Genomic DNA, 21,428 nt, shown 5'->3' on the forward strand with positions numbered 1-21,428 from the left:
TCTTCGATGGAGTCTGCGCCGGTTTCCTCCGCCACGGTTTTCAGGGCCGCGAACGTTTGCTCGTAGCAGTAGCAGCGGTCGATGGTCATTGTGGAGGGGACGCGGATGAGAGAGCTACTGAGTCGACGAGGGAACCGGGGCGGGGTCGCGCCGCCAGGCCGTTTCTCGATGAGAACGGTCAAATGCAGCGTGGTAGCGGTCGGGATGGAGAATCTCGGCCAGAATGTCGAGGGAGGCCGCCAGGCGGGGCCCGGGCCGGTTGAAGAAGTGATTCCCGTCGGTCACGTACACGTGGCGGGTCTGCACGGCCCGCAGGGCAGTCCACTGCGGGTCGGTCCGGAGAACGTCCATCTCCGCGTCCGTCCGTGACAGGCCGAACCCACACGCCATCACGACGATGCGGTCCGGGTCGGCGTCGTGCAGGGCGTCGAGGTCGGCGCGACGGTGGGCAAAGACCGGCGTCCCGCCCGCCGCTTCCAGGAGCGTCGGGACCCAGCCCCCGGCCCCCATCAGCGGGTCAATCCACTCCAGGGCCGCAACGGTGGGGCGGTCGGTCGCGTCGGGAGGCGCCACCGCGTTCGAGATCGCCCGCACGCGGTCCCGCATCTGCCGGACACACCGGTCGCCGCGGTCGGGGCAGCCGAGGGCCGCGGCCACGCGCCGGATGTCGTCGTGCACGTCCGCGAGGGACCGCGGCTCCAGGGCCACGACCGTCGGGGTGCCCTCGATGCGATCGGCCACCGCCTGCTCGACCGTCGGCAGGGACACGGCGCACACCTCGCACTGCGACTGGGTGAGGATGACGTCGGGACGCAGAGCGTTCAGCCGCTCCACGTCCACATCGTAGACCGACATCGCCTCGTCGAGCAGGGCGCGCACCCGATCGTCAATCTCGCGGCTCGATCCCTCGAGCGGCACCTTCGGGGCGGTCAGGGCGGGCAGCGCCTCCACGCCGGGCGGATGGTCGCATTCGTGCGAGCGGCCCACCAGGTCGTCCCCGTGGCCGAGGGCGGCCACGATCTCGGTGGCGCTGGGGATGAGGGACACAATGCGGGGCATGGGACCGGGGCGTGATAGGCGTTACGCCGAGGCGGCCGACGGGGCCGATCGAAGGGCCGGCACCCCCCGCTTCAGCAGGGCGACCCCGCCGAACAGCGCGGTCACGTACACGGCGTTCCCCGCGAGGCTGTTGGCGAGGTACGGCAGGCCGGCGACGTAGCAGGCCCAGAGGCCGGCGGCCGTCGGCGGGTAGGTGTCGAACAGCCACCACATTCCGAAATTGGTGACCAGGAAGAAGAGCAGCGACCCGGCCACGGTGGCCCCGGCCACGCGCCCCACGCTTCGATCCGACCGAAGCCAAAAGCCGAGCACGCCGATGGCCGCAAAGCCGCCGTAGACGAACGGCACGAGCGCGTGGACGCCAATCACGAGGTCGCCCAGCAGCAGGGCCCCGAGGGCCACGCCGAGGCCGGTCCACCGGTTTGCAAAGTGTGCCCCGCCGAACAGCGCCAGCGCGGCGATGGGCGTGACGTTGGGCGGGTGGGGCAGCAGGCGGGCGGCCGCGGCGAGCAGGACGACGCCAGTAAGAACGGCGAAGCGAACGAGGCGATCGCGGTACATCACAGGAGCTTGGAGGTTGTTTGTCGATAGAAACGCGCACTGGAATGCACAGAGGACCTATTGTCGGTCGCGCAGGAAGACGATGTGCGCCGGGGTGTTACCAGTCTCGAAGCGGGTGACCACGTTTCCCGTTCGGTCGAGAACGAGTGCGGTCCCGTTTGCCGAAAAGAGGGGACCGCCGGAGTCGCCCACGGGAAGGCGAGTCACGTAGAGGTCCTGCGTCACGTCGTCGTAGCCGACCGCGGTGATGTTGATGAGCTCATCGTTCTGCGGAACCTCCAGGGTCGTGTCGAGCGCATTGATGTCGGCATTCACGCGAAAGATTTCTCCCGTTCCCGGTTGCCCTCCAAGTCCGAAGGACTCAACCCCGCTGATGGCATACAGCTCTTCTGCACCCTCCGAATAGTACGCCGACTGGGTCGCGTTCGCCGAGCCAATGGGCGCCCCAAGCTCCACGCGGTCTGCGACTGTCTCAGTGTCCGGATCGAGAAATAGCACTTCGGAGGGTTGGTCCCCTCCACCCTGGCAAACCACGATCACCTCATTCTCCCCATCCACAAATACGCTTTTTGGATTCGGACAGCCGTCGAGCGATCGAGTATTGGTTACAACATCAGATTCTGTATCCAGAACGGAGAGGGTTCCGTCCGCGGAGTTTGCCACAAACGCCTTCCCGGCAACCACGCCAATGCCCTCCGGCGACCGGCCGACGTCGACCCGCTTCGGGATCGAGTTGTCGTCCAAGTCGACCACAGACACTGTGCTCGTATCGGGATCAAAATTTTCGTCGAAGAAACTCAGGTTGGTGACATATCCTTTGTTCTCCGTTGGGAAAGCGATGCGTCGTGGCGGACGCTGTAGATCGGAGATCTGACCAATCGGCCCGAGCTGATCGGTGTCGAAGGTCGTGATCCGCCCCGCGTTGTCGGATTGTGTGTTGTCGACTACAAAAAGGCGGTTGTTGTGCAAGGCCAGGCTGTTGATGAAGGCCACATCGATGTCGTTGAGTGTGGCCGTGGAGTCTGAGGGGCTATAGAGCGTGAGGGAGCCGTCCTGGGCACTGAAGTTGCCCGAATTGGCAATTACCACGTCCGTCGTCACCCGGCGGTCGTCGTCGTTGGAGCCGAAGAGGTCACAGCCGGTTATCAAGAGGGCGATGGCGGCCAGGCACGCAACCCAGGTGGCGGAGCGAGCGGCGCGCATGTGGGGCAGAGGCGCGAGGGCGGAAGGGGAAGAAGAATGCATCGTCCAGTAAATTCAAGGAGAGGGAAAGGAAAAGCGAAGGCGGAATGTCGCGTGGCGGGGGGGCATGGGGTAGAGCCGTATGATTTCGTAGCGGCGGTCGAGTACGTTTTTGACCTGCGCCTCCAGGGCGAGTCGACCCCCATCGAAGGCCCACTCGTAGGCGGCCCGCACGTCAACCGCCTGGTACGGCGCGAGCGCCCTGGACTCGTCGCTCGAATAGAAGCGGGTCCCCACGAGTCGGCCCGTGGCGGAGACGGACAGCCCCCGCCACTCCACGCGGGACCAGAGCTTCCACGTCTGCTGGGGGACATAGGGCAGTTGGGCGCCGTGGGCCGGCGAGTCCGGATTCGCCCGGTTTTCGGCCCGGGTATGCGTGAAGTGGCTGCCGCCGGACACCGCAAGGCCGGATCGGAACTGGCGCCTCCCCCGGACGCTCAGCTCCAGGCCCCGGCTGTAGACGCGGGACACGTTGGCGGGGCTCCAGACCTGTACGCCACTGATCTCGTAGCTGGGCCGCCACACGATCTTGTCGGTCAGGCGTGTGGCAAAGGCGGTCGCCTCCACTGTGAGGAGGGCGTCGGGGCGTGCGAGGCGGAAGGACACGCCGCCTTCCGTGGTCCAGCCGTCTTCGGGCCGGAGTCCAGGGGTGCCCCCCGGCTCGTAGTAGCGCTCGTTGAAGGTCGGGTACCGGAAGGCGCGCCCCACGAGGCCGCGGAGCGTAAGGCCGACGTCGCTGAACGGACGCCAGCGGACGCCCAGGCGAGGGCTCGGCACGACGGTGGGCGCTCCGTGTGCCCCGATGGCGTCGAGGCGCACCGCCGGTTCGAGCTCGACAGGAGCAAGGGACAGGGTCGCGTCCACGAACGTGGCCCCCGACAGGCGGTCGACGCCACCGTTCAGGGACGCCCGGTCGTAGCCGACCGTGGTGCCCGCCGTGATGGTGCCGAGGGTAGACAGGGGGTATCGTAGCTCGGCGTCTGCCTCCGTGGCCGTCGTGAGGATCGTGCGGTCGGTTTGGGTCGGGGGATTGCGGTAGCGAAGGCGAGACCGTTGGCCCTGCGCCGACAACTCGAGGGTGCCCGCCCCCAGCGGCAGCGTGCTGTCGGTCCAAAGTCGCCCCAGTTCGTCCCACTGACGGGCCCCGCCGCTGCGTGCACTGGCGGGGCCGGGAAGGCCGCGCCGGGCTCGCGTCCACCACCCGGACAGACGCCAGTGTCGCTCGTCGCCCCGCCACACGCCCCGTCCAAAGAAGGTCATCGTTCGGACACTAGCCCCGTCCCGCCGCAGCGTCTGCGCGGGCACCAGAAACGAGTTGCGGTACCGAAAGTCGCCGTCGGTGCGGTAGTAGCGCCCCGCCACCAGCCCGGACCAGGCGCCCTGCCCGCCGGACGCGAGGGCCGACACGTGCCGTTCCCCGTATGCACCACGGCCACCGGCTGCGCGAAGCAGCGGATCGGTCTGCGGGCGCAGCGTCTCGAGGTGCACGGTACCGCCCAGGCTGCCGGAGCCGTGCCGCGCCGATCCGGCCCCGTGCTGCACCTCAACCGACTCGATGAGCAGGGTGGGGAGCAGAGACAGGTCCAGCTGGCCGGTCTGTGGGTTGGCGACGCGAAGGCCGTCGAGCAAGACTTGCGTTTGCGTGCCGCCCATGCCCCGCATCGAGAGACTGGCGAGGCCGGTGCTCCCGTACTGCTTCACGAACGCCCCGGAGCGCATGGACAGCAGGTCGGCCACCGACTGCGCGCCGCTCTGGGCCACGGCGTCCGCGTCGAGGGTCGTGACGTGGGCGGCCGCCGGGATAGAGGCGGAGCGGTCGAGAACGCCCTCCACCGTCACCTCGGGAAGGGCTACGGACATCGCGATGGAGGAATCTGCAACGACGACCGGTGGGCGCCGCGTCGTGTCGGCAGGGGCGGGGCCCTGGCCCCACGCAGAGAGGGGCAGAAGGAGAACCGAAGCGATAAGTATGACGCGTGCAACCATAGAAAAGGCCCTCACCTCAGCATCGAGGCTCGGGCGGCTGCACGGGACCCACGCACGACAACCCAGGGGCCGTCCCGAAAAAAGAGACAGGGGGACGTCGGTGTCCGCTACAGAGGGGACGCGCTGGGTAAGGAGGGCCACAATCGGGGCAGACACGCCACAAGCCTCTGGTCCCGGAGGTTGTTGGCGGTGAGAGAATCCGCGATGGCAGTCGGGATTCTCGTCACGCACACAGGCAGGTCTCCTGGCTCGTCGAACCCACGGGCCGCAACGAACGCGGCATCGCGTGGTCGACGCACACGCTCGGCGACTCCCCTTCCCGCCACGACGAGCCGTCCCGACGGCAGTTGCCGGGAGCACTCGGTCGGGCAGTGGCGAATCGCCTCCAGCGCGCGTCCGTCGTTCGATTCACAGTTGCGGGTACAGCCCCAGACTGGCCGTGGCGAGTCGCTGACGAGCGGTCTTCAAGACAAACGAAACCCTTCAGCGTGCACCATGGCGGCACTGGCGTTCCCTTTTCATCTCGCCCGGCAGGGGCCCGGCGAGAACCTGTGACGTGTGTCAAAGAACGATCTGTAACTGGAACCTTCAATGTAGATGTCCGACGCAGCAAAGCACAATCCCTTCACGGGATCTTTTGCGACTTCGACCGAGACGCGGAGAATTCTCACTGCCCGCGGAGGCGTCGGGCCAGTTCGGCGGTGTGCTCCGCGTCGCTGGGGGGTGTGTTGGCGTCGGTCGGGGCCTCGAGACGGCCCGCCTCCATGTCGTGCAGGGGCGAGGGGTCCGTGGAGTCGTCGTGCTTTGCGATCCAGGCCTCGCTGGTCACAATCGTTTCCAGGTTCTGCACGCGCTCTTGGAGGGCCTCCCGCTCGTCCTCGAGGCGGGCAATCCGATCCTGAAGCCCGTCGATTCGTTTCTCCACCGCCCGGGTGGAGGTGCCGAGCTCCTGATGCTTGGACTTGAACTTAAGCCACTCCTTGTACCCGGCGAGGGCAATGCCCAGGATGGGAATGGCAAAGACCATGACGACCGCGACGAGGGGAACGAGGGACATGGGCATGGGCCGAGTTTGGGCATCAGTGCACTTCTTTGTAATGCCGACGGCTTTGCTCCTGTTGCACCGGGGGACGCTGGGCGCGCTCGTTCCGGCGGGACGAGCCCTTTTGAAGGCCGAGGGCCGAGAGGTCGGCTGCTGCGCCCTTGAATTTGGCGAGTGCGCTCTTCAAATTTAAAGATCAGATTTTCAAGAGGGGCATGTCTGCCCACCCCCACCAACCGAGTCCCTCGTCGTGCTTAGACCGTCCGTGTGGCCCCTTCTGCTTCTCGGCATTGGGGGCCTGTGGGCCACCGATCCCGCAGAGAGTACTGCCCACTCCGTGCTCGACGACAGCCTGCGGTTGGGGCCGGCAGAGCCCATTGCCGACATTCGGGCCGACGCGGATGGGGACAATGTGCCGGACCGGACGGGAGAGACCGTTACGGTGGCGGGGCGAGTGACGGGGGAACGGGGGCGCCTGGCTGTGCCGGTGCCCGAACTGGGTGTCGTTCAAGACAGCACGGGCGGCCTCCACGTGTTTCTGCCCGGCGGCCTGGTTGCGGAGCGGGGCGACAGCCTCCGCATTCGAGGGACCCTGGAGCACGCGTATGGCCTGGCGCAGCTTCGAGACGCCGAGGGCCGGGTTGTCGAGACCGATGCGCGGACGCCAGCGCCCCTGCCGCTCACCGTGAGTACGGCGGTGGGGGAACAGTACGAAGGCCGGCTCGCCCGACTCCAGGGCCGCGTTGCCAGCAAAGGAACGAATCGAGGAGGCGACTACCTGCGCCTTCAGGATCGAGGGGCAACCGTCCCGGCGCAGATTACCGTGTTCGTGGCGAACCGACACGGGGCACGGTTCGGGCTGGACCGTTTTGCGGAGGGCGACGTGGTGGAGGTCACAGGGGTGGTGGGGCAACACGACTTCGAGGCGCCGTACGACGATTATTATCAAATCGAGCCGCGTGACCGCGGTGACCTCGCTCAAGTCGGGTGGGTCTCAACCTACCTTTGGGGAGCACTCTTGACGCTCGCGGGGGGAGGCCTCGCTGCTGGAGTGGTCGTCATTGGGCTCCGCGCCGCCGTTCGGCGTCGCACACGAGAGGTAGAAGAGAGCCGGGCCCGCTTCCGGCGACTGGCGGAGGCGACGCTGGAGGGCATTGCCCTCTACGAGACCGACGGGGAAATTATCGACGTGAATGCATCGTTGGCCGAGATGCTGGGGAGGGACCGGGTGGCCCTGATCGGTGAGGACATCACCGAAGTCCTGACGTCGTCCTCTTCCGTCGAGTCGGCCTGGCTCAACGGCACGGCCGACCCCTCGGTTGAGGCCGAGCTGTTCTGCCCGGACGGCACCGCGACTCCGGTCGAGCTCGAACGGCGAGAGGTCACGGCCGGCGACGCGACCGTTCACGTGTGTGCCGTCCGCAACATTTCGAAGCGGAAGGAGTGGGAGGGCGAGATCCTCCGCGCAAAGCAGGAGGCCGAGCAGATGGCCCGACTCAAGTCGACCTTGATCAACAACATGAGTCACGAACTGCGCACGCCCATTACCACCATCACGGGCTACGCGGAGGTGATCATGGAGGAGGGCGAGGAGCCGCACCAGTCCTTCGCTGCCCAGATCCGGGAGAGTGGACGGCGGCTCTCCGACACGCTCCAGTCGGTCCTAGACATGGCGCAGGTGGAGTCTGGTACGCTCAACGTGGAGGTGCAAGAGGTGGCGGTTCCGAACGTGATCCGCGATGTCCTCGACCGGCACCGTCAAGCAATCGAAGACAAAGCGCTGACCGTGGAGGTCGATGCGCCGGAGGGGTGCACCGTGGCGACGGATCGCACGCTCCTGTATCGCGTCCTCAACAACCTTGTCCAGAACGCGGTCAAGTTTACGGACGAGGGCACCTTGCAGGTGCAGGCCGCGCCCGTCGAGTTCGGGGTTCGGATTCGTGTGCGGGATACGGGGGTTGGCATTGAGTCCTCGTTCCGGCCGCATCTGTTCGAGCCGTTTAAGCAAGAGTCTGAGGGGGTCGCGCGAGAGTATGATGGGGCCGGGCTGGGCCTGGCCCTCACGAAGCGCCTGGTGGATCTGCTAGGGGGGGCCATTGAGGTGGACAGTGTCAAGGGAGAGGGCAGTGTGTTCACGGTCGAACTGCCGTCGCTGGCGGAATCCGAGGCACCCACCCCGGTCGTCGCCGATGGGACAGTGGGGTGAGCAGGTCCTCCACTCAGAAGCACGAAGAAGAGAAAAATTGCCGCACCGCATCGACGAGGGCGGGCCCCCGCTCTTCCGGCACGTAGTGGCCCACCGAGGGGTAGCGACGCACCGTGGCGGTCGGAAGGGCTGCCCGCCACCGTCGCAGGCACCTTTCCGTGCCGAAGGCCGGATCGGCCATGCCCCAGCACAGGAGGGCGGGGCAGTCTTGAAGCGGGTGCCGGCGTGTCCACAGCGCCCGCAGCCAGTTGGCCTCGGTCCGGAGCGCCCGGGCAAACGCCCAGCAGGCGTGCCGGCGCGGCGGGGTGTCCAGGGCCGCAGTGTAGTCCGCGATCCATTCGTGCGGCCCATCGGCCCCGGTCGTCATCGGCATGAGGACCCGGGCGAACGCATTGCCGTGCTCGACGGCGAGGCGGCCCAGGGGAGTAGCGAGCAGTCGGCTCGCAGCCTGAAGCAGGGGCCGGTGCGTGAGCGGCCACGCCCAGGTGTTCATCAGCACGAGGCGCCGCACCGTATCGGGATGGCGGAGGGCGTACGCCAGGCCAATGGGCCCGCCCCAGTCGTGCAGCACGAGGGTGAGATTTGAAAGGTCGAGCGACCGCAGCAGGCGCTCCACCAGAACTGCGTGTGCGGGAGGGCGATATGAAAAGTCCGTTGGTGCGGCCGAGCGGCCGAAGCCAAGGTAGTCGGGGGCGATGCACCGATAGTCCGCCGCTAGGTCGCGGAGGAGGTGGCGATAGAGGCGGGCACTCGTGGGATTGCCGTGCAGGAAAACGATGGGCGGCCCGTCGCCCAGGTCGGTGTAGGCGAGAGGGCCGGCCGGGGTCCGAAAGGTCCGCGTCGCGTTTGGCGGCGTTGGGGCAGTGGGCATGGAATCGGGGCCGGTGGACCTGGCGGCAAGGCTAATCGAGCAGTGTGGGCACCGACTCGTACTGGTCGGCCACGGCCCGGGCCTCTGCGGCCAGCCGCTCTCGGAGGGCCCGTGGCTCCAGCACGTGTGCGTGGGCGCCCCAACTCAGGAGCCACGGCATCACTTCGAGCACGTGGTCGACGTTCAGGGTGAGCAGCAACCGATCGTCGGCGAGGTATTCACGGGCGTCGACCCCGACGGAGGGAGGAATCTGCACGTCCGCGGCCACTTCGTCCCCAAAGACCACCCGGACGCGTCGTCGGGTCGCGGCGGTGGGGCCCTGAGAGTGCGTCCCGTAGCTGGCGGGACGCTCGAAGGTGGCGTCCGTCATGTTGAGCCCTTGAATGTGCTGCAGGCGTAGGTGCACCACGCGGTTGCGGTCGTGTCCGTATCCCACGAGGTGCCACGCACTGCCCTGCCGTACCAGGCCGTACGGGTCGATGCGCCGCGTGACGGCGGAGGCGTCGCCGGGCGGCGCCACCGTGGCGGTCAGGGTGCGCTCCTCCACGAGTGCGTGTCGCGCCTGCCGCAGAAGGCCGTCCGTGGTCGAGTCGCCAAAGACGCTGGGTGGCACCAGGGGCACACTTCCGCGCAGGGAGAGGGCGCGTTCCCGGTCGTCGGGCGGGAGCACGTCTTCGATCTTGTGTTGGGCCGCCCGGGCCGCCGCCTGGTAGCGGCCGCTGAAGTTGCGGGCGGCGTAGGCACTGCCCAGAACGAGCATGACCGCCTCGTCGCGCGTCAGGCGGATGGGAGCGAGCAGGTAGTCGTCGGGCAGCCGATAGCCCTTGCCCGGCACCCCCTGCAGCGGCACCCCGGCCTCCACCATCGCCTGCACGTCGCGGTACACGGTGCGCTCGCTGACGCCCAGGGCGCGGGCCAGGTCGGTCGCGCGTGTCCAGGCGTTGGGCTCCAGTTGCAGCAGAATGGCGGGCCAGCGTTCGGAGGGCGTCATGGTTGAGGGGGCGGCGTCGCAACGGCTATGCGGACCCGCCAAGATAACCAAATTGACGCCGGACTTTCATCCTCCGATTATCGGCGCTCCTCGGGCAGCCGCACGCCCGCCGTGGCGTACGGGCGCGAGAGGTGCGACGGGGAAAAGGCCTTCTCCGTAAGGGCCTCGATCCGGCCTTCGGTCTCTTCGGTAAGCGCGTCCAGCCCCAGTCGGGCCCGGGCCGTGTTGAGGAATTGGGAGCGAGAGGTGTGCAGGGCCGCCACGCACGACCCCATGGCCTCCGACGACGCCTCCCCATTGGTCTCTTGGGCCTCCAGCGTCGCCCGGGTGTTCACCAGTGCGTCGACCAGCTCCTGTGCACCACGGATCGTGTCCTCCTCCAGCACAGCGGTCGCCCGGGTGAGGGCACTCGTGCATTCTCGGATGTGGTTGTCGGTCGCCTGCTTGATGTCGAGGAGCGTCTTCCCGTCGAGCGGTTCGCGCAGCGGCGACCGCCCGAGGCCCATGCCGAGGTCGTCCGTCCCCGAGCCGATCGAGCACGGCTTGGTCGACGCCGAGCCGTTTTCCGAAAGCTGTGCTCCTATCCGAAGGCGCTCTTCGTAGGCGTGGAGAGAGGCCAGGGCCGACGAAATGCGTCGGTCAATCTCACAGATGTGGTCCATTTGTTGTTGAAGGGCCGTCGGGTCGGACGAGGGATTGGCGTGTCCGTGCAGGAACCATCCGATCAGGACCCCGACGAGAGGCCCCGACATTGCAATCAATGCCGTCACTGACTTGTTGGTTCTATTGCGGGAGTAAGGAGAAAATAATGTCTATTTTCTATCGAAAGCCCAAATTTATCTGGCCAAACTGCTCTAATGTACAAAAAGTTTTCCCTGTGGTGTCAAGGAATCGCTGTGAAGGATTTGTGCAGGGAAGCGCTTCTGGTCGAAGGCGCACGGCCCGTCGTCCATGGGAGCATCGGGGCCCGGGCTACGCCCCGTTGTTGATTGTTGGGGCGATCCGGAAAAAGGCAATCCGCAAGGGCTATGTGCCGAGGCCCATCGCCGCCACGAGGTTTTCGATGCCCGCCTCGAACTTGTTCGCGCCGCCCTGCGACGGGTGTCGCACGTACGTTGGGTCGGCCCCCACCTCGTCGAGGGCGCGCTCGCCCTTGCGGCCGACGCCCACGGTGCGGTCGGGGTCGAGGGTGTCGAGCAGGGCGCGGAGCAGCTCGTGCCAGTCCCGCACCTCCGAGCGACGGGGCGTGCGGATCGAGAGCGGGTCGCCGGCGTCGTGCGGGTGGAGGGGCAGGCTGTTCCAGACGAAGAAGTGGGGGAAGTGCGGCTGCAAGACGCGCCAGAAGATGGATGCGCTGTACTCGGTGATCGGCACGTCCTTCTGGCTCGTGGCCGCCCCGTCAATGGGAAAGTCCGGCTCGGTGAGCTGCGACTCGCTCGTGACGGGCACCCCGGAGAAGCGGCAGCCCCACGGGCCCGGGGCTTCGAGCAGGAGAAAGAGGCGCGGCGGCTCGTCGAAGCACGACAGGTACCGCCGCAGGTTGTCGCGGCGATGGGCGGGCGCCTCGGGCACATCAAGATCGTCCCGGCGGTCGCGGTACGGGTTGAACAGTTCGTCGGTGGAAGCGGCCGGAAAGACGTGCGTCTCGAAGAGGTCCCAGACGGCGGGGAGCATGTGGCGGGAGGCGGGAGCGTGGGAGAAGGGAAGAAGGAAGAAAGAAGGGCGTCTGCTGCTTCACCTCCCGTAGTCTACGCTACGCGGACGAGCTGGCCGTATCGCCGACGCGGGGAAAGGCAAAGTCGGCGTAGCCCATCTCGGCGGTGCCGAACCAGCGGTACGCGTCCTCGCGGGCGTCCTTGTAGGCCTCGTAGATCTTTCGGTACTGCCCATTGCCGGCGGCGTTGTCCTCCAGAATTTGGGTCGTGATCTCTTGGGCCCGGCTCATCACCTCGTCGGGGAAGCGCCGGAGCGTGGTGCCTTCGTCGAGCAGGCGGTCGAGCGCCGCGGGGTTCTTGTGGTCGTACTGGGCCATCATGCGGACGTTGGCCTCGGCGGCGGCCGTTTTGAGGGCCTCCTGGTAGGTCGTCGGCAGCTCGTCGTAAGCGTCCCGGTTGACGTAGAACGTGAGGGCGGGCCCGGGCTCCCACCAGCCGGGGTAGTAGTAGTACTGCGCCACCTCCTGGAAGCCGAGCTTCTCGTCGTCGTAGGGCCCGACCCACTCGGCCGCGTCGATCGCGCCCCGCTCCAGCGACGGGTAGATCTCGCCGCTCGGGAGGACCTGCGTGTTGACGCCCATCTCGCTCATCACGCTGCCCCCCATCCCCGGAATGCGCATCTTGAGGCCGTTCATGTCGGACAGGGCCCCCACCTCCACGTTGAACCAGCCGCCCATCTGCGTGCCGGTGTTGCCGCCCGGCAGGTTGAGAATGTTGAAGTCGGCGAAGAGGTCGCGCAGGAGGTCCATCCCTCCCCCGTAGTAGACCCAGGCGTTGTACTGACGGGCCGTGAGGCCGAACGGGACGGTGCAGTCGAACGCCAGCGCGGGGTTTTTGCCGATGAAGTAGTAGCTGGCCGAGTGTCCCATCTCGACGGTCCGATTCTGCACGCTGCCCAGCACCTCGAGGGGGGGCACCAGCTCGCCGCCTGGGTACGTCAGAATCTCGAAGTTGCCGTTCGTAAGCGCCTTGAGGCGCTCGGACAGCACCTCGGCCGCGCCGTAGATGGTGTCCAGGGAGCGGCTGAAGCTGGAGGCGAGCCGCCACCGCACGGTCTGGTTGGTCTGGACGTTGGGGGCGCCGTCGCTGGCCGACGACTCGCCGTTGTCACAGCCGGTTAGGAGGCCGGCCCCGGCGGCGCCGAGCAGGGCTTTGCGGGTAAAGTTGCGGCGGTCCATGGGAGGGCAGAATCAGTGCGCGGGGCATGCGAAAGGGACCGTATTAGTATAGGAGCCAATGGGCCTCGGCGCAACCATTCCAGGGCACTCGCATCCACCACGGAACCCGCCCTGCACCGTCGCTCTGAGCTTGACGTAGTGCCCATCCAGCCGGACAAGGAGGCTGTATCTGTCGGAGGGAGGGGCTCCAGCGAAGCGCTGTGACCGAGGGGGATGAGTGCCCTTGGAGTGCGAGGGCTGACGGTCATGCTCCTGCGGCGCCGACACTGTACGTCGAGCGTGAAGCGGGCAGGGAGGTGGGTGCATGCCTGGAACGTCGGCCTCGGGCCGCGGCGTCGAGGCCCCCCGCTGATGCGATTGTCGGGGCAACCATTCCTTCGGGGCGTCTTTTCCCGGAGGCCCCTATGTGAAAATGCTAAGCGACGGTTTGAGGCGGTGCCGGTCGACGAGGGCGGGTGAACTCGTCACGCAGTTTGTGGCCTACGTCTCACGGTGCGGGCGAAGCGGACGCATCACGACCTCCGAGATGAGATGGTTCGCAGGGGCTGCCAGCACGTGCTGAACCGTCGCGGCCACGTCGTCGGGATCGAGTGGGTTTTCGGTCATGTCGACGCCGGCGACGTCGAAGAAATTGGTCTCGACGGAGCCGGGGTAGAGGCACGTCACGCGGATGCCGTCCTCGCGCACCTCCTTCATCACCGCCTCGCTGAAGCCGCGCACGGCGAACTTGCTGGCGTTGTAGGCGCTGATGTTGGGGTTGCCCAGAAGGCCCGCGATGGAGGCGATGTTGACGATGTGGCCGCCGAAGCCGGTCGCCTCGTTCTGCTCGCGCATGCGGGGGACCGCCTCGCGGGTGCAGAGGTAGACGCCCCGCACGTTGGTGTCCATCTGCACGTCGAAGGCGTCGGTGTCAAGGTCATCGACCGGGCCGAATTGCCCGAGCCCGGCGTTGTTGATGAGCACGTCCAGGCGCCCGGCCTCCGCGTCGACGGTGTCGAAGGCGGTGTCGACGTCGTCCTCGCTTCGGACGTCGCAGGAGACGGGGACGAAGGCAGATCCAAGATCGTCCTGCAGCGCCTGGAGCGAATCGGTGCTCCGGGCGAGGCCGTAGACGGTGGCGCCCTGGTGTACGAGAGTGCGGGCGATGCGGGCACCAAGGCCCTTGCTGGCGCCGGTGACGACGGCGACGGCGTCGGTCAGATCCATAGGAAAGAGGGTCAGATTACAATTAACGATGCAGCCCCTTTCTACCGCCTGGGCCCAAGCGGGGTTGCCGATTGGGCAGTGATTACTTCGGAAATGGACCGCTCTGTGGGCCGCGAGTTCTGGGGCGTTCGGGCACGCCACGGCCGACCGTCGCCATGCGTCCGTACAGAAACAGGAACCGGCCGTGCAACGGGGCGTCCCACACCGGCGTGCTAGAACACCCCCGCCGGCACCTCCGCGTTCACCTGCACACTCAGTACCTCGATGACGATCGGGTCGCCGGACATCATTTGCTTCATCATTCCCATCTGGTCGCCCATCATTTTCTCCATCTGTTTTCGCTGTTGCGCCGGCAACTGCTCCATCTTCTCCATTAACCGCTGCATCTGCTGGCGCTGCTCCTGGGACATGTTCGTGGCGAGCTGTATCTCCATCCGGTGCGGCAGGGTGAGGCCGTCAGTCGTCTCGTACTTTTTGAAGCCTACGGTGACCGACGACGGGTCGGGCTCCTGTTGATCGGACGCGGCGGTCTTCATGACCATGCGGACGGGGACGTGCTGCTCGGCGTTGATGTAGTAGGTCATGCTCGTCGCGTTTTCTTCCACGTCGGGATTCACGGCCGAAGGATTGTCGACCTGCAGGATGTGGCAGCGCGCGCCATCGACGGCCTCGGTCCCTGCGTACGTGGCGTGTTGCTTGAGGCGGTCGAACTCCAGGCCGTAGGCGGCCGACGGGGTGGTGTTGGCGGCAAAGGAGGAGGCGTCCGTCCCCTTCAACCGCGTCTGCGTTCGGTAGGTGGGTCCGTCGTCCGTCATGACCTTCTGATGGTAGGAGGTATAGAGGTTGGTTTCCACGATGTAGGTGTCCACCGTTTCGAGTTGCTGCTCGTAGGCGGACTGCATGTCGCCCACGACCGACGCGACGGACTGGGCCGATGCCGGGACGGTCCCGAGGAGGAGAGAAAAAACAAGCGAAAGGGCGACGGTGACCAAACGACGGTGCAACATGGAAGCGTGGGAGTGAGTCAAGGGAGGTGTGGTATGGGCCCGCGTGTCCGGAGGCGCTGGGCGGACAAGACACAAGAGATCTGGGCTCTCAACATAATCTCAATACGCTCGGTCGCATTCCAGGATTCATGAGCCACCACGAGGTCGACGCAGAGAAAGAGATGAACCGGCTGCTCGCAGCGGGGGGGACGCCGCCGGTCGAGACCGACCCCTTCACGATCGGGGACGTGCGCCTGTCGCCCGGGCGCATCGTCGGGCTGCTCCGGCCCCACATGCGAGAGCGGCGACTGGAGCGCATTCGAGACGTCGTGGAGAACCGGACGCGGGCCGTGGTGCCGGTGGTGGAGGGCCTTGTGAACACGGGCAACGTGAGTGCCGTCATGCGGTCGGCGGAGGCGCTGGGGCATCAAGACATGCATGTGGTGCGGGGCGAGCACGAGCAATACAAGCATTCGCAGCGCACGGCACAAGGCGCGCAGCACTGGCTCGACGTGTGGCACTGGGACGCGCCACAGGCCTGTGCGGCACATCTCCAGAAGGCCGGGTACCGCGTTGTGGCCCTGCACCTGCACGCGGACACCGTGCCGATCCGGGCGCTCGACTTCACGGAGCCCACCGCGCTCGTCTTTGGCAACGAAGAGGCGGGCGTGACCGACGCGATGCTGGAGGCCTCCGACGCGGCGTGTGAGGTGCCGCTTCCGGGCTTCACCGAGAGCTTTAACGTGTCCGTGGCAGCGGGTGTGGCGCTCTACCACGCCCAGCAGGATCGCCTCGACCGCCAGGGTCACCACGCCGACCTCAGCGACCAGGCGCAGGCCCGCCTCGAGGCCCGTTTCTGCCTCCGCAGCGTAAACAACGCGGAGCGCATTCTCCGGCGGAAGATTGAAGAAGGGTGAGCGGGAGCTACCTCGACTCCGTCGTGCCCGCGTCGGGCGCGCCGGCGAGAGCGTTGAGCCGGCGGCGGACGGAGGCGTCGGCCGCATCCCACTGAGACGACAGGGTGGACCGGGCGGCCTCGGCGGCGGCCGACTCCCCAGTCTGTGCGGCGGCGCGGGCCTTTCCCCAGAGCGCGAGGGCACGGTCCGGGTAGCGCTCCAGCGTCGTGTTGAACTGCGCCAGCGCGTCGGCCGGCCGGTCGAGGGAGAGCAGGGCCTCGCCGTAGAGCTCGGGGGCCGGCTTGGCGGGGAACGGCGGGCCAAAGTTGAGTGGGCGCTCCGTCTCGAGGGTGGTCGCCTCTTTCATAAGGGAAAGGGCCTGCTCGGTCTCGCCGGCCTTGAGGGCGACCAGCCCTTCCAGTTCCAGCACCTGAATCCGGAGCGCGTCCGACGGGTCGTCCCCGAGGGCAGACTGGGCCGTTTCTAGGGCCGACCGCGCCGCCGAAAGATTGCCTTGCTGAGCAGCAGCGAGGCCGCGGCCCGCGTGCAGGGTGACGGCGCCGCGGGCATCAAGCGAGTCAGCTTCCACGTTCATCGCCTCAGTAAGGGCATCGTACTGGCCCCACCGCTGCGTCTCCACGACGTACGCAACCGGCATGTACCAGCGCATGTAGTCGGCGTAGCCGGTCTGGACCCTCGAATCCGTCGCGTGGGTCTGTGTGGTGCTGAAGACGGACCGGGCATCTTCGTAGCGGCCCTGCTGCAGGCGGGCGTAGTGCAGCCAGTGGAGGGCGTGCAGGCCGCCGCCACTCAGGCCCTCGTCCGACGCCTCGCTCTTTTCCTCCGCCGCCTGGTACGAGTCGACGTTCGAAGCGGCCCCGCGCGTCCACTGGCCGAGCGCGAAGAAGATGTGGGAGGGCATGTGGAGGGCGTGGGTCGCCGCCGGGGCGATGTCGGCGTACACGCGAGCGGGCCGCAGGCCGAGGGGGGCGTGCACCGGGTCGTCGTAGGCGTGAATCAGGTAATGGGCCGCGCCGGGGTGCTGCGGGTTTTCGCTGAAGACCTCCTCCACGATCGACGCGGCACGCATGTACGTGGCAAAGTCGCGGCCCTCGTGGGCCGTGCCGAGAATGGAAAGGGCATGAAAGGCCTGCGCGTCGAGGTCGTCGGGGTACTGCTCCGCGAGGTTCGCCATCGCGGCTTCGTAGGCGTCGTCTCGTGCCTCCTTGCTCATCGGATCGTCGGTTCCCACGCCATAAAGGGCATGGAGCGTGCGGAGATACGCAGTTTCACGGGCGGTGGGGGCCGCGTCGAGTTGGGCCTCCGGGGTGGCGCCCAGGTCGCGAAGGGCCTGCAGCGCCGCCTCGCGGTTCTGCTCCATCCACACCGGGTGGTTGTGGGTCATGGCCTCGCCCCAGTGCGCCATCGCAAAGTCGGGATCGATCGTCTGCGCCTCCTGGAAAGCGGCGCGCGCGTCGTCGTACTCGAAGCTGTGCAGCATCAGGAGGCCGCGGAGGAAGGGCTCTTGGGCGGCCTCGGCGCCCGAGTTCTCGAACTTGGTCGAGCCCCAGTCGGTCTCCTGGGCCTGGACCGGGAGGGCGAGCAGGGAGAGAGCGAGACAGAGCGCGAAGCTGCGGGCGAGGCGTCGCATGGCGTGAGGACGGTGTGACGAGGACGACGTGGACCCAGCCAACATCCTGCATCGGCAAAGGTTCGACGCTCTGAGACCGGAAGAGGCGTCTGGAGAGGTGAGGAGATTAGTCAGCACTACGAGGGCCACGCCTCCGCGTTTTCGACTCGGATCCACGTCAGTGCATCCCGCGACACGGAGATCCGTCCCCGGTCGTCCACGAACCGCTCAGCGCTGTCGGGCGGGAAGCGGAGCAGGTCGATCGGGGCTGTCCGCTCGGTCGTGTGCACGGCGCGCTCCACGGTCTCCAGCAGCGGCGCCAAGGCGCGGTCCCACTTCCCAAAGACGAGCGGGACATCGGCGTACTGAGACACGAGGTGCTCGATCTTGTCCGGCCCCACGGCCCCGGCCTCGCCCCAGAACGCAGGGCGCCCGCGACGCGGGTCCAGGGCCACGACGTCTGGCTTGTACTTGTCGCCGATGTCGACCTCGACGTCGAGGTCGGGGTGATCGGGCAGGAAGAGCGCCCACAGGAACGCCTTCATCCAGACGTGCTCGATGCGCTCCTGTGTGCGCTTCACGAGCACGATCTGCTCACCGTGGGCGCGGAGCGTCAGTTTGCGGCGGAGGTGGCGCATCAGCAGAAAGACAGAAGAGGAAGAACACTCGAGTCCGCAGGGCAGGCTCCGATCGTCACCACGGCGCCGTTGCATCCAGGCCCGTCAATGGTCGGACCGGACCTTCGGGACGACGCGTTGAATCGGACGCTCGATACCGGTGCGGTCTTCTGAGGTTCGGTGCACGGAGATGACCGATTTCCGTGTTCCCTCCGTGTGACATTTGGCGGAGGGGAACGGCTCTCTTCGGTCTCGCGCCGATGCGGCGCCTCGTAGGGCGACCAAGGCCTTGCGGGCCTTGCGGGAACCCTCGGGGCACGGCAATTTCTGATCGACGGGGCAGGCCGGGCGGAGGAAGCAACGGCCGTGGCGGACACGATGCTCAGCAGAAGTGCCGTCTACGACAAGTGCCCCGATGCGATCGATGAGCGCGCCGAGAACCTGCACGCCGAGAAGGGATCAAAGGAGGGCCGGACCCGCCGACGGGCCGCCCCGGAAAACGGCCGGCGATGTCATGCGTTGGATCCTTTGTGTCTTGCTACTCATCTTGGAGCTTTCGACTACCCATGGACGTCACCATCGATACCGTCTCGCCGGCCCGTGTGCATGCCCTGGACCACCTGGAACGGGTGCGGGAAGACGAGGCGTTCGTCGACAAGTTGACAATTGAGGATGCCGACGCCCGCACCCGCCGACAGGCCCGCGAACTGGTGGCGGGGGTCACGCGGCAGCGGCGGTGGCTCGACTTCGTGCTGGGGGAGGCCTACCACGGCGACTACGACTCGATGGAGCACCGCCTCCGCGAAATCCTGCGGCTGGGGCTGTACGAGCTGCTGTTCCAGTCGACCCCCACCCACGCGGCCGTCGACGAGTACGTGGAGCTTGCCAAGAAGGCGCTCCGCCCCGGCGCAGGCAACCTCGTCAACGGCGTCCTCCGCACCATCGACCGCGATCGCGAGCACATTCCCAACCCCGACACGGGCGACGACGCGGAAGACCTGGCCCTTCGCTACTCCCATCCGACCTGGATGGTACGACGCTGGCTGGACCGCTTCGGGCTCGACGAGACCACCGAGCTGCTTCGCGCCAACAACCGGCGTCCCATGTACAGCGTGCGCGTCAACCCGCTGCGCACGACCAAGCCCGAGGTCGCGGAGTGGCTCGATGAGCACGACGTGGTGCATGTGGACTCCCCCTACCTCGACCGGTATCTGCGCCTGAAGCGCCTTCAGGCCCTCATCGAGGGCGACCTGCTCGACGACGGCCACGTGGCGGTGCAGGACGAGAGCGCCGGCCTCGTGGTGGAGCTGCTCAATCCCCAGCCCGGCGAGACGCTCATCGATGGCTGTGCCGCGCCGGGCGGCAAGGCGATGCACGCGGCGGCCCGGATGGAGGGCGCGGGGACGATCTACGCGGTCGACCGCGACGAGCAGCGCCTGGAACGGGTCGAGGAGGCGGTGTCGGCCCAGGGCCTTTCTGGGATGGTAAAGACCGAAACGGCCGACCTGCGCACCTGGGCCGCCCAGCCGGACCCGCCGCAGGGCGATCGGGTGCTCCTGGACGTGCCGTGCACGGGGATGGGGGTGCTTGCCAAGCGGGCGGGCCTGCGGTGGCGGCGGTCGCCGGACGACTTGGCGGACATGGCCGAGCTCCAGGACGAGTTGCTCGACGCGGCGGCCTCGCTCGTGCGCCCCGGCGGACTTCTGGTCTACAGCACCTGCACCACCGAGCCCGAAGAAAACGAACAGCGCGTCGAGGCCTTTCTGGCCCGCCACGATGGGTTCACGGTCGAGTCCGCGGACGGCCACGTGCCGGACGAAATGGTCGCGGACGGGGGCTTTCTGGCGACCTTCCCGCACCGCCACCGGATGGACGGGGCGTTTGCGGCCCGGTTGCGGCGCGACGACGCTTGAGCGTGAACCCGAGAGTGCGCTTCGATCTTCCTCATACGTGTACGCTCCGGCATGTTTATTCGGTGGCTCGGGCGATCGGTGCTGGGCCTGTTGCTGGTCGCAATCCTCGGGGCGGGGCCTGCCCACGGGCAGCGCATTGCCAAGTACGGCGCCGAGTTTCTGGCGGGCGGCGTGGACGCACGGGCCCTCGGGATGGGCGGGGCGTACGTCGGGCTGGCGGACGAGGTGAGTGCGGGGTACTGGAACCCCGCCGGCCTCCAGGGCCTGGCCTACCCAGAGATCGGATATATGCACGTGGAGCGCTTTGCGGGGGCCGTGTCGTTCGACTACGGCGGCATTGCGATGCCGGTGACGGCCCAGTCGACCGTCGGCGTGTCGGTCTTTCGGAGCGGGGTGAACGACATCGTGAACACGCTCGCGGCCTGGAACCCGGACCGGGGCCGTCCGCTGCCCGACTACGAGAGCCGCATCACGCGCTTCTCGGCGGCCGACTGGGCGCTGTTCGTCCACTACAGCCGCGCCGTCAGCGACCAACTCTCGGTCGGGGTGAACTTCAAGGGCATTCACCGCTCCATCGGCGACTTCGCCAACGCCTGGGGCTACAGCATGGACCTGGCGGCCCGCTACCGGGCGGGGCCGTACCGGCTCGGGGTCGTGGTGCGCGACGTGACGACCATGCTGCAGAGCTGGAGCGTCAACCCCGAGGCCTTCGAGGTCAACTGCATCAATCCGATCGACGAGCAGCCCTTCGAGGCCTGCTTGAACGACGAGGGGGCCCTGATCGAAGACAACGCGACCCGTTACCGGGCCGTATTCGACCAGCGCATCCCACAGGGGGGCACGGCGCTCGTGCTGCCGGTGGCGCGGCTCGGCTCCGGGGCCGCGTGGCCGGTGGGGAACGGGCACACGCTTACCGTAGGGCTCGACGTAGACGTCGCCGTCGACGGCCGGCGTGCCCTCGTTCCCAACGTCGGCGACGTGTCGTTCCGGCCACGACTGGGGGCGGCCTTCCGCTACGCCGGGGTCGTGGAGCTCCGGGGCGGCGTGCAGCGCCTCCAGGTGGGGGATCCGATTGGGGTCGACCTTACGCCGTCGGTCGGCGCGGGGCTCGACCTGGAGCAGGTATCTGTCGACTTCAGCTTTGGCGACTTTGCGGGCCTCGTGGCGGACGACCTCGGCTACTCCTATCGCATCTCGGCCCAGCTCCGCCTCGAACAGCCCGGCCTGGGGCGGCCGGAGGAGTGAGGGCGTTCGCCCGCCGGTGCCCGGCGACAACGCGGCCATTCCGGGGGACACACTGTGCCGCTCCGCTTGCGTCTCGGATTGAAG

The 21,428-nt window shown here is 67.3% G+C and carries 18 protein-coding genes and 1 riboswitch; of the genes, 4 read left to right on the top strand and 14 right to left on the bottom strand.

What is annotated here, in order from left to right:
* Nucleotides 1–114 precede the first annotated feature (114 nt).
* The 5 genes from V5A20_RS04050 to V5A20_RS04070 all read right to left on the bottom strand — a co-directional run bounded on the left by V5A20_RS04050 (nucleotide 115) and on the right by V5A20_RS04070 (nucleotide 5,905).
* Nucleotides 115–1,059, bottom strand: coding sequence for a cobalamin-binding protein (locus V5A20_RS04050; RefSeq protein ID WP_332326771.1), 945 nt, complete (start codon nucleotides 1,057–1,059; stop codon nucleotides 115–117).
* Between the two features lie 21 nt (nucleotides 1,060–1,080).
* Nucleotides 1,081–1,620, bottom strand: a complete 540-nt coding sequence (locus tag V5A20_RS04055; protein WP_332315731.1) for a DUF6580 family putative transport protein — start codon at nucleotides 1,618–1,620, stop codon at nucleotides 1,081–1,083.
* A 57-nt stretch (nucleotides 1,621–1,677) separates the two neighbouring features.
* Complete coding sequence (locus tag V5A20_RS04060) at nucleotides 1,678–2,823, bottom strand: YncE family protein (RefSeq protein WP_332315732.1); 1,146 nt, start codon at nucleotides 2,821–2,823, stop codon at nucleotides 1,678–1,680.
* A gap of 54 nt (nucleotides 2,824–2,877) precedes the next feature.
* Nucleotides 2,878–4,722 carry a TonB-dependent receptor plug domain-containing protein gene (locus V5A20_RS04065; RefSeq protein ID WP_332326772.1) on the bottom strand — a complete coding sequence of 615 codons (1,845 nt, stop codon included), beginning with the start codon at nucleotides 4,720–4,722 and terminating at the stop codon, nucleotides 2,878–2,880.
* Between the two features lie 343 nt (nucleotides 4,723–5,065).
* Nucleotides 5,066–5,415: riboswitch (cobalamin riboswitch) on the bottom strand.
* 100 nt (nucleotides 5,416–5,515) lie between these two features.
* The gene (locus V5A20_RS04070; protein WP_332315734.1) at nucleotides 5,516–5,905 is read right to left on the bottom strand and encodes a hypothetical protein; all 390 of its coding nucleotides are present in this window, start codon (nucleotides 5,903–5,905) and stop codon (nucleotides 5,516–5,518) included.
* A gap of 250 nt (nucleotides 5,906–6,155) precedes the next feature.
* Between V5A20_RS04070 and V5A20_RS04075 the strand changes: the two genes are divergently transcribed.
* Complete coding sequence (locus V5A20_RS04075) at nucleotides 6,156–8,096, top strand: sensor histidine kinase (protein ID WP_332326773.1); 1,941 nt, start codon at nucleotides 6,156–6,158, stop codon at nucleotides 8,094–8,096.
* Nucleotides 8,097–8,109: 13 nt separating this feature from the next.
* On the opposite strand, the gene V5A20_RS04080 is transcribed toward V5A20_RS04075, so the two are convergent.
* From V5A20_RS04080 to V5A20_RS04110, 7 genes are all read right to left on the bottom strand, one after another.
* The gene (locus V5A20_RS04080; RefSeq protein ID WP_332326774.1) at nucleotides 8,110–8,967 is read right to left on the bottom strand and encodes an alpha/beta fold hydrolase; all 858 of its coding nucleotides are present in this window, start codon (nucleotides 8,965–8,967) and stop codon (nucleotides 8,110–8,112) included.
* 31 nt (nucleotides 8,968–8,998) lie between these two features.
* Nucleotides 8,999–9,958, bottom strand: coding sequence for a helix-turn-helix transcriptional regulator (locus tag V5A20_RS04085; RefSeq protein WP_332326775.1), 960 nt, complete (start codon nucleotides 9,956–9,958; stop codon nucleotides 8,999–9,001).
* Between the two features lie 77 nt (nucleotides 9,959–10,035).
* Nucleotides 10,036–10,710: a hypothetical protein gene (locus tag V5A20_RS04090; protein ID WP_332326776.1), complete on the bottom strand. Its 675-nt coding sequence runs from the start codon at nucleotides 10,708–10,710 to the stop codon at nucleotides 10,036–10,038.
* Between the two features lie 274 nt (nucleotides 10,711–10,984).
* On the bottom strand, nucleotides 10,985–11,632 hold the full coding sequence (locus V5A20_RS04095) for a uracil-DNA glycosylase (protein WP_332315739.1): 648 nt from the start codon (nucleotides 11,630–11,632) through the stop codon (nucleotides 10,985–10,987).
* Between the two features lie 79 nt (nucleotides 11,633–11,711).
* A complete protein-coding gene (locus V5A20_RS04100; protein WP_332315740.1) occupies nucleotides 11,712–12,851 on the bottom strand; it encodes a TRAP transporter substrate-binding protein in 1,140 nt (379 codons plus the stop codon).
* 480 nt (nucleotides 12,852–13,331) lie between these two features.
* Nucleotides 13,332–14,057, bottom strand: a complete 726-nt coding sequence (locus V5A20_RS04105; protein WP_332315741.1) for an SDR family oxidoreductase — start codon at nucleotides 14,055–14,057, stop codon at nucleotides 13,332–13,334.
* 212 nt (nucleotides 14,058–14,269) lie between these two features.
* Entirely contained in the window at nucleotides 14,270–15,064 is a 795-nt protein-coding gene (locus tag V5A20_RS04110; protein WP_332315742.1) for a hypothetical protein, read from the bottom strand.
* A gap of 128 nt (nucleotides 15,065–15,192) precedes the next feature.
* Between V5A20_RS04110 and V5A20_RS04115 the strand changes: the two genes are divergently transcribed.
* Nucleotides 15,193–15,960, top strand: coding sequence for a TrmH family RNA methyltransferase (locus V5A20_RS04115; RefSeq protein ID WP_332315743.1), 768 nt, complete (start codon nucleotides 15,193–15,195; stop codon nucleotides 15,958–15,960).
* Nucleotides 15,961–15,967: 7 nt separating this feature from the next.
* Here the strand turns inward: V5A20_RS04115 and V5A20_RS04120 are convergent, their stop codons facing one another.
* Entirely contained in the window at nucleotides 15,968–17,590 is a 1,623-nt protein-coding gene (locus tag V5A20_RS04120; RefSeq protein ID WP_332315744.1) for a tetratricopeptide repeat protein, read from the bottom strand.
* 116 nt (nucleotides 17,591–17,706) lie between these two features.
* On the bottom strand, nucleotides 17,707–18,207 hold the full coding sequence (locus V5A20_RS04125) for a hypothetical protein (RefSeq protein ID WP_332315745.1): 501 nt from the start codon (nucleotides 18,205–18,207) through the stop codon (nucleotides 17,707–17,709).
* A 545-nt stretch (nucleotides 18,208–18,752) separates the two neighbouring features.
* Between V5A20_RS04125 and rsmB the strand changes: the two genes are divergently transcribed.
* Nucleotides 18,753–20,099, top strand: coding sequence for a 16S rRNA (cytosine(967)-C(5))-methyltransferase RsmB (gene rsmB / locus V5A20_RS04130; RefSeq protein ID WP_332326777.1), 1,347 nt, complete (start codon nucleotides 18,753–18,755; stop codon nucleotides 20,097–20,099).
* 51 nt (nucleotides 20,100–20,150) lie between these two features.
* Nucleotides 20,151–21,344: a hypothetical protein gene (locus tag V5A20_RS04135; RefSeq protein WP_332326778.1), complete on the top strand. Its 1,194-nt coding sequence runs from the start codon at nucleotides 20,151–20,153 to the stop codon at nucleotides 21,342–21,344.
* Nucleotides 21,345–21,428 lie beyond the last annotated feature (84 nt).

The organism is Salinibacter sp. (assembly GCF_036626415.1).
In the GTDB taxonomy this organism is placed as follows: Bacteria; Bacteroidota; Rhodothermia; order Rhodothermales; family Salinibacteraceae; genus Salinibacter.

Coding starts and splice junctions, on each gene's coding strand:
- V5A20_RS04050 (WP_332326771.1), bottom strand. CDS start 1,059: ATGCCCCGCATTGTGTCCCTCATCCCCAGCGCCACCGAGATCGTGGCC.
- V5A20_RS04055 (WP_332315731.1), bottom strand. CDS start 1,620: ATGTACCGCGATCGCCTCGTTCGCTTCGCCGTTCTTACTGGCGTCGTC.
- V5A20_RS04060 (WP_332315732.1), bottom strand. CDS start 2,823: ATGCGCGCCGCTCGCTCCGCCACCTGGGTTGCGTGCCTGGCCGCCATC.
- V5A20_RS04065 (WP_332326772.1), bottom strand. CDS start 4,722: ATGTCCGTAGCCCTTCCCGAGGTGACGGTGGAGGGCGTTCTCGACCGC.
- V5A20_RS04070 (WP_332315734.1), bottom strand. CDS start 5,905: ATGTCCCTCGTTCCCCTCGTCGCGGTCGTCATGGTCTTTGCCATTCCC.
- V5A20_RS04080 (WP_332326774.1), bottom strand. CDS start 8,967: ATGCCCACTGCCCCAACGCCGCCAAACGCGACGCGGACCTTTCGGACC.
- V5A20_RS04085 (WP_332326775.1), bottom strand. CDS start 9,958: ATGACGCCCTCCGAACGCTGGCCCGCCATTCTGCTGCAACTGGAGCCC.
- V5A20_RS04090 (WP_332326776.1), bottom strand. CDS start 10,710: ATGTCGGGGCCTCTCGTCGGGGTCCTGATCGGATGGTTCCTGCACGGA.
- V5A20_RS04095 (WP_332315739.1), bottom strand. CDS start 11,632: ATGCTCCCCGCCGTCTGGGACCTCTTCGAGACGCACGTCTTTCCGGCC.
- V5A20_RS04100 (WP_332315740.1), bottom strand. CDS start 12,851: ATGGACCGCCGCAACTTTACCCGCAAAGCCCTGCTCGGCGCCGCCGGG.
- V5A20_RS04105 (WP_332315741.1), bottom strand. CDS start 14,057: ATGGATCTGACCGACGCCGTCGCCGTCGTCACCGGCGCCAGCAAGGGC.
- V5A20_RS04110 (WP_332315742.1), bottom strand. CDS start 15,064: ATGTTGCACCGTCGTTTGGTCACCGTCGCCCTTTCGCTTGTTTTTTCT.
- V5A20_RS04115 (WP_332315743.1), top strand. CDS start 15,193: ATGAGCCACCACGAGGTCGACGCAGAGAAAGAGATGAACCGGCTGCTC.
- V5A20_RS04120 (WP_332315744.1), bottom strand. CDS start 17,590: ATGCGACGCCTCGCCCGCAGCTTCGCGCTCTGTCTCGCTCTCTCCCTG.
- V5A20_RS04125 (WP_332315745.1), bottom strand. CDS start 18,207: ATGCGCCACCTCCGCCGCAAACTGACGCTCCGCGCCCACGGTGAGCAG.
- rsmB (WP_332326777.1), top strand. CDS start 18,753: ATGGACGTCACCATCGATACCGTCTCGCCGGCCCGTGTGCATGCCCTG.
- V5A20_RS04135 (WP_332326778.1), top strand. CDS start 20,151: ATGTTTATTCGGTGGCTCGGGCGATCGGTGCTGGGCCTGTTGCTGGTC.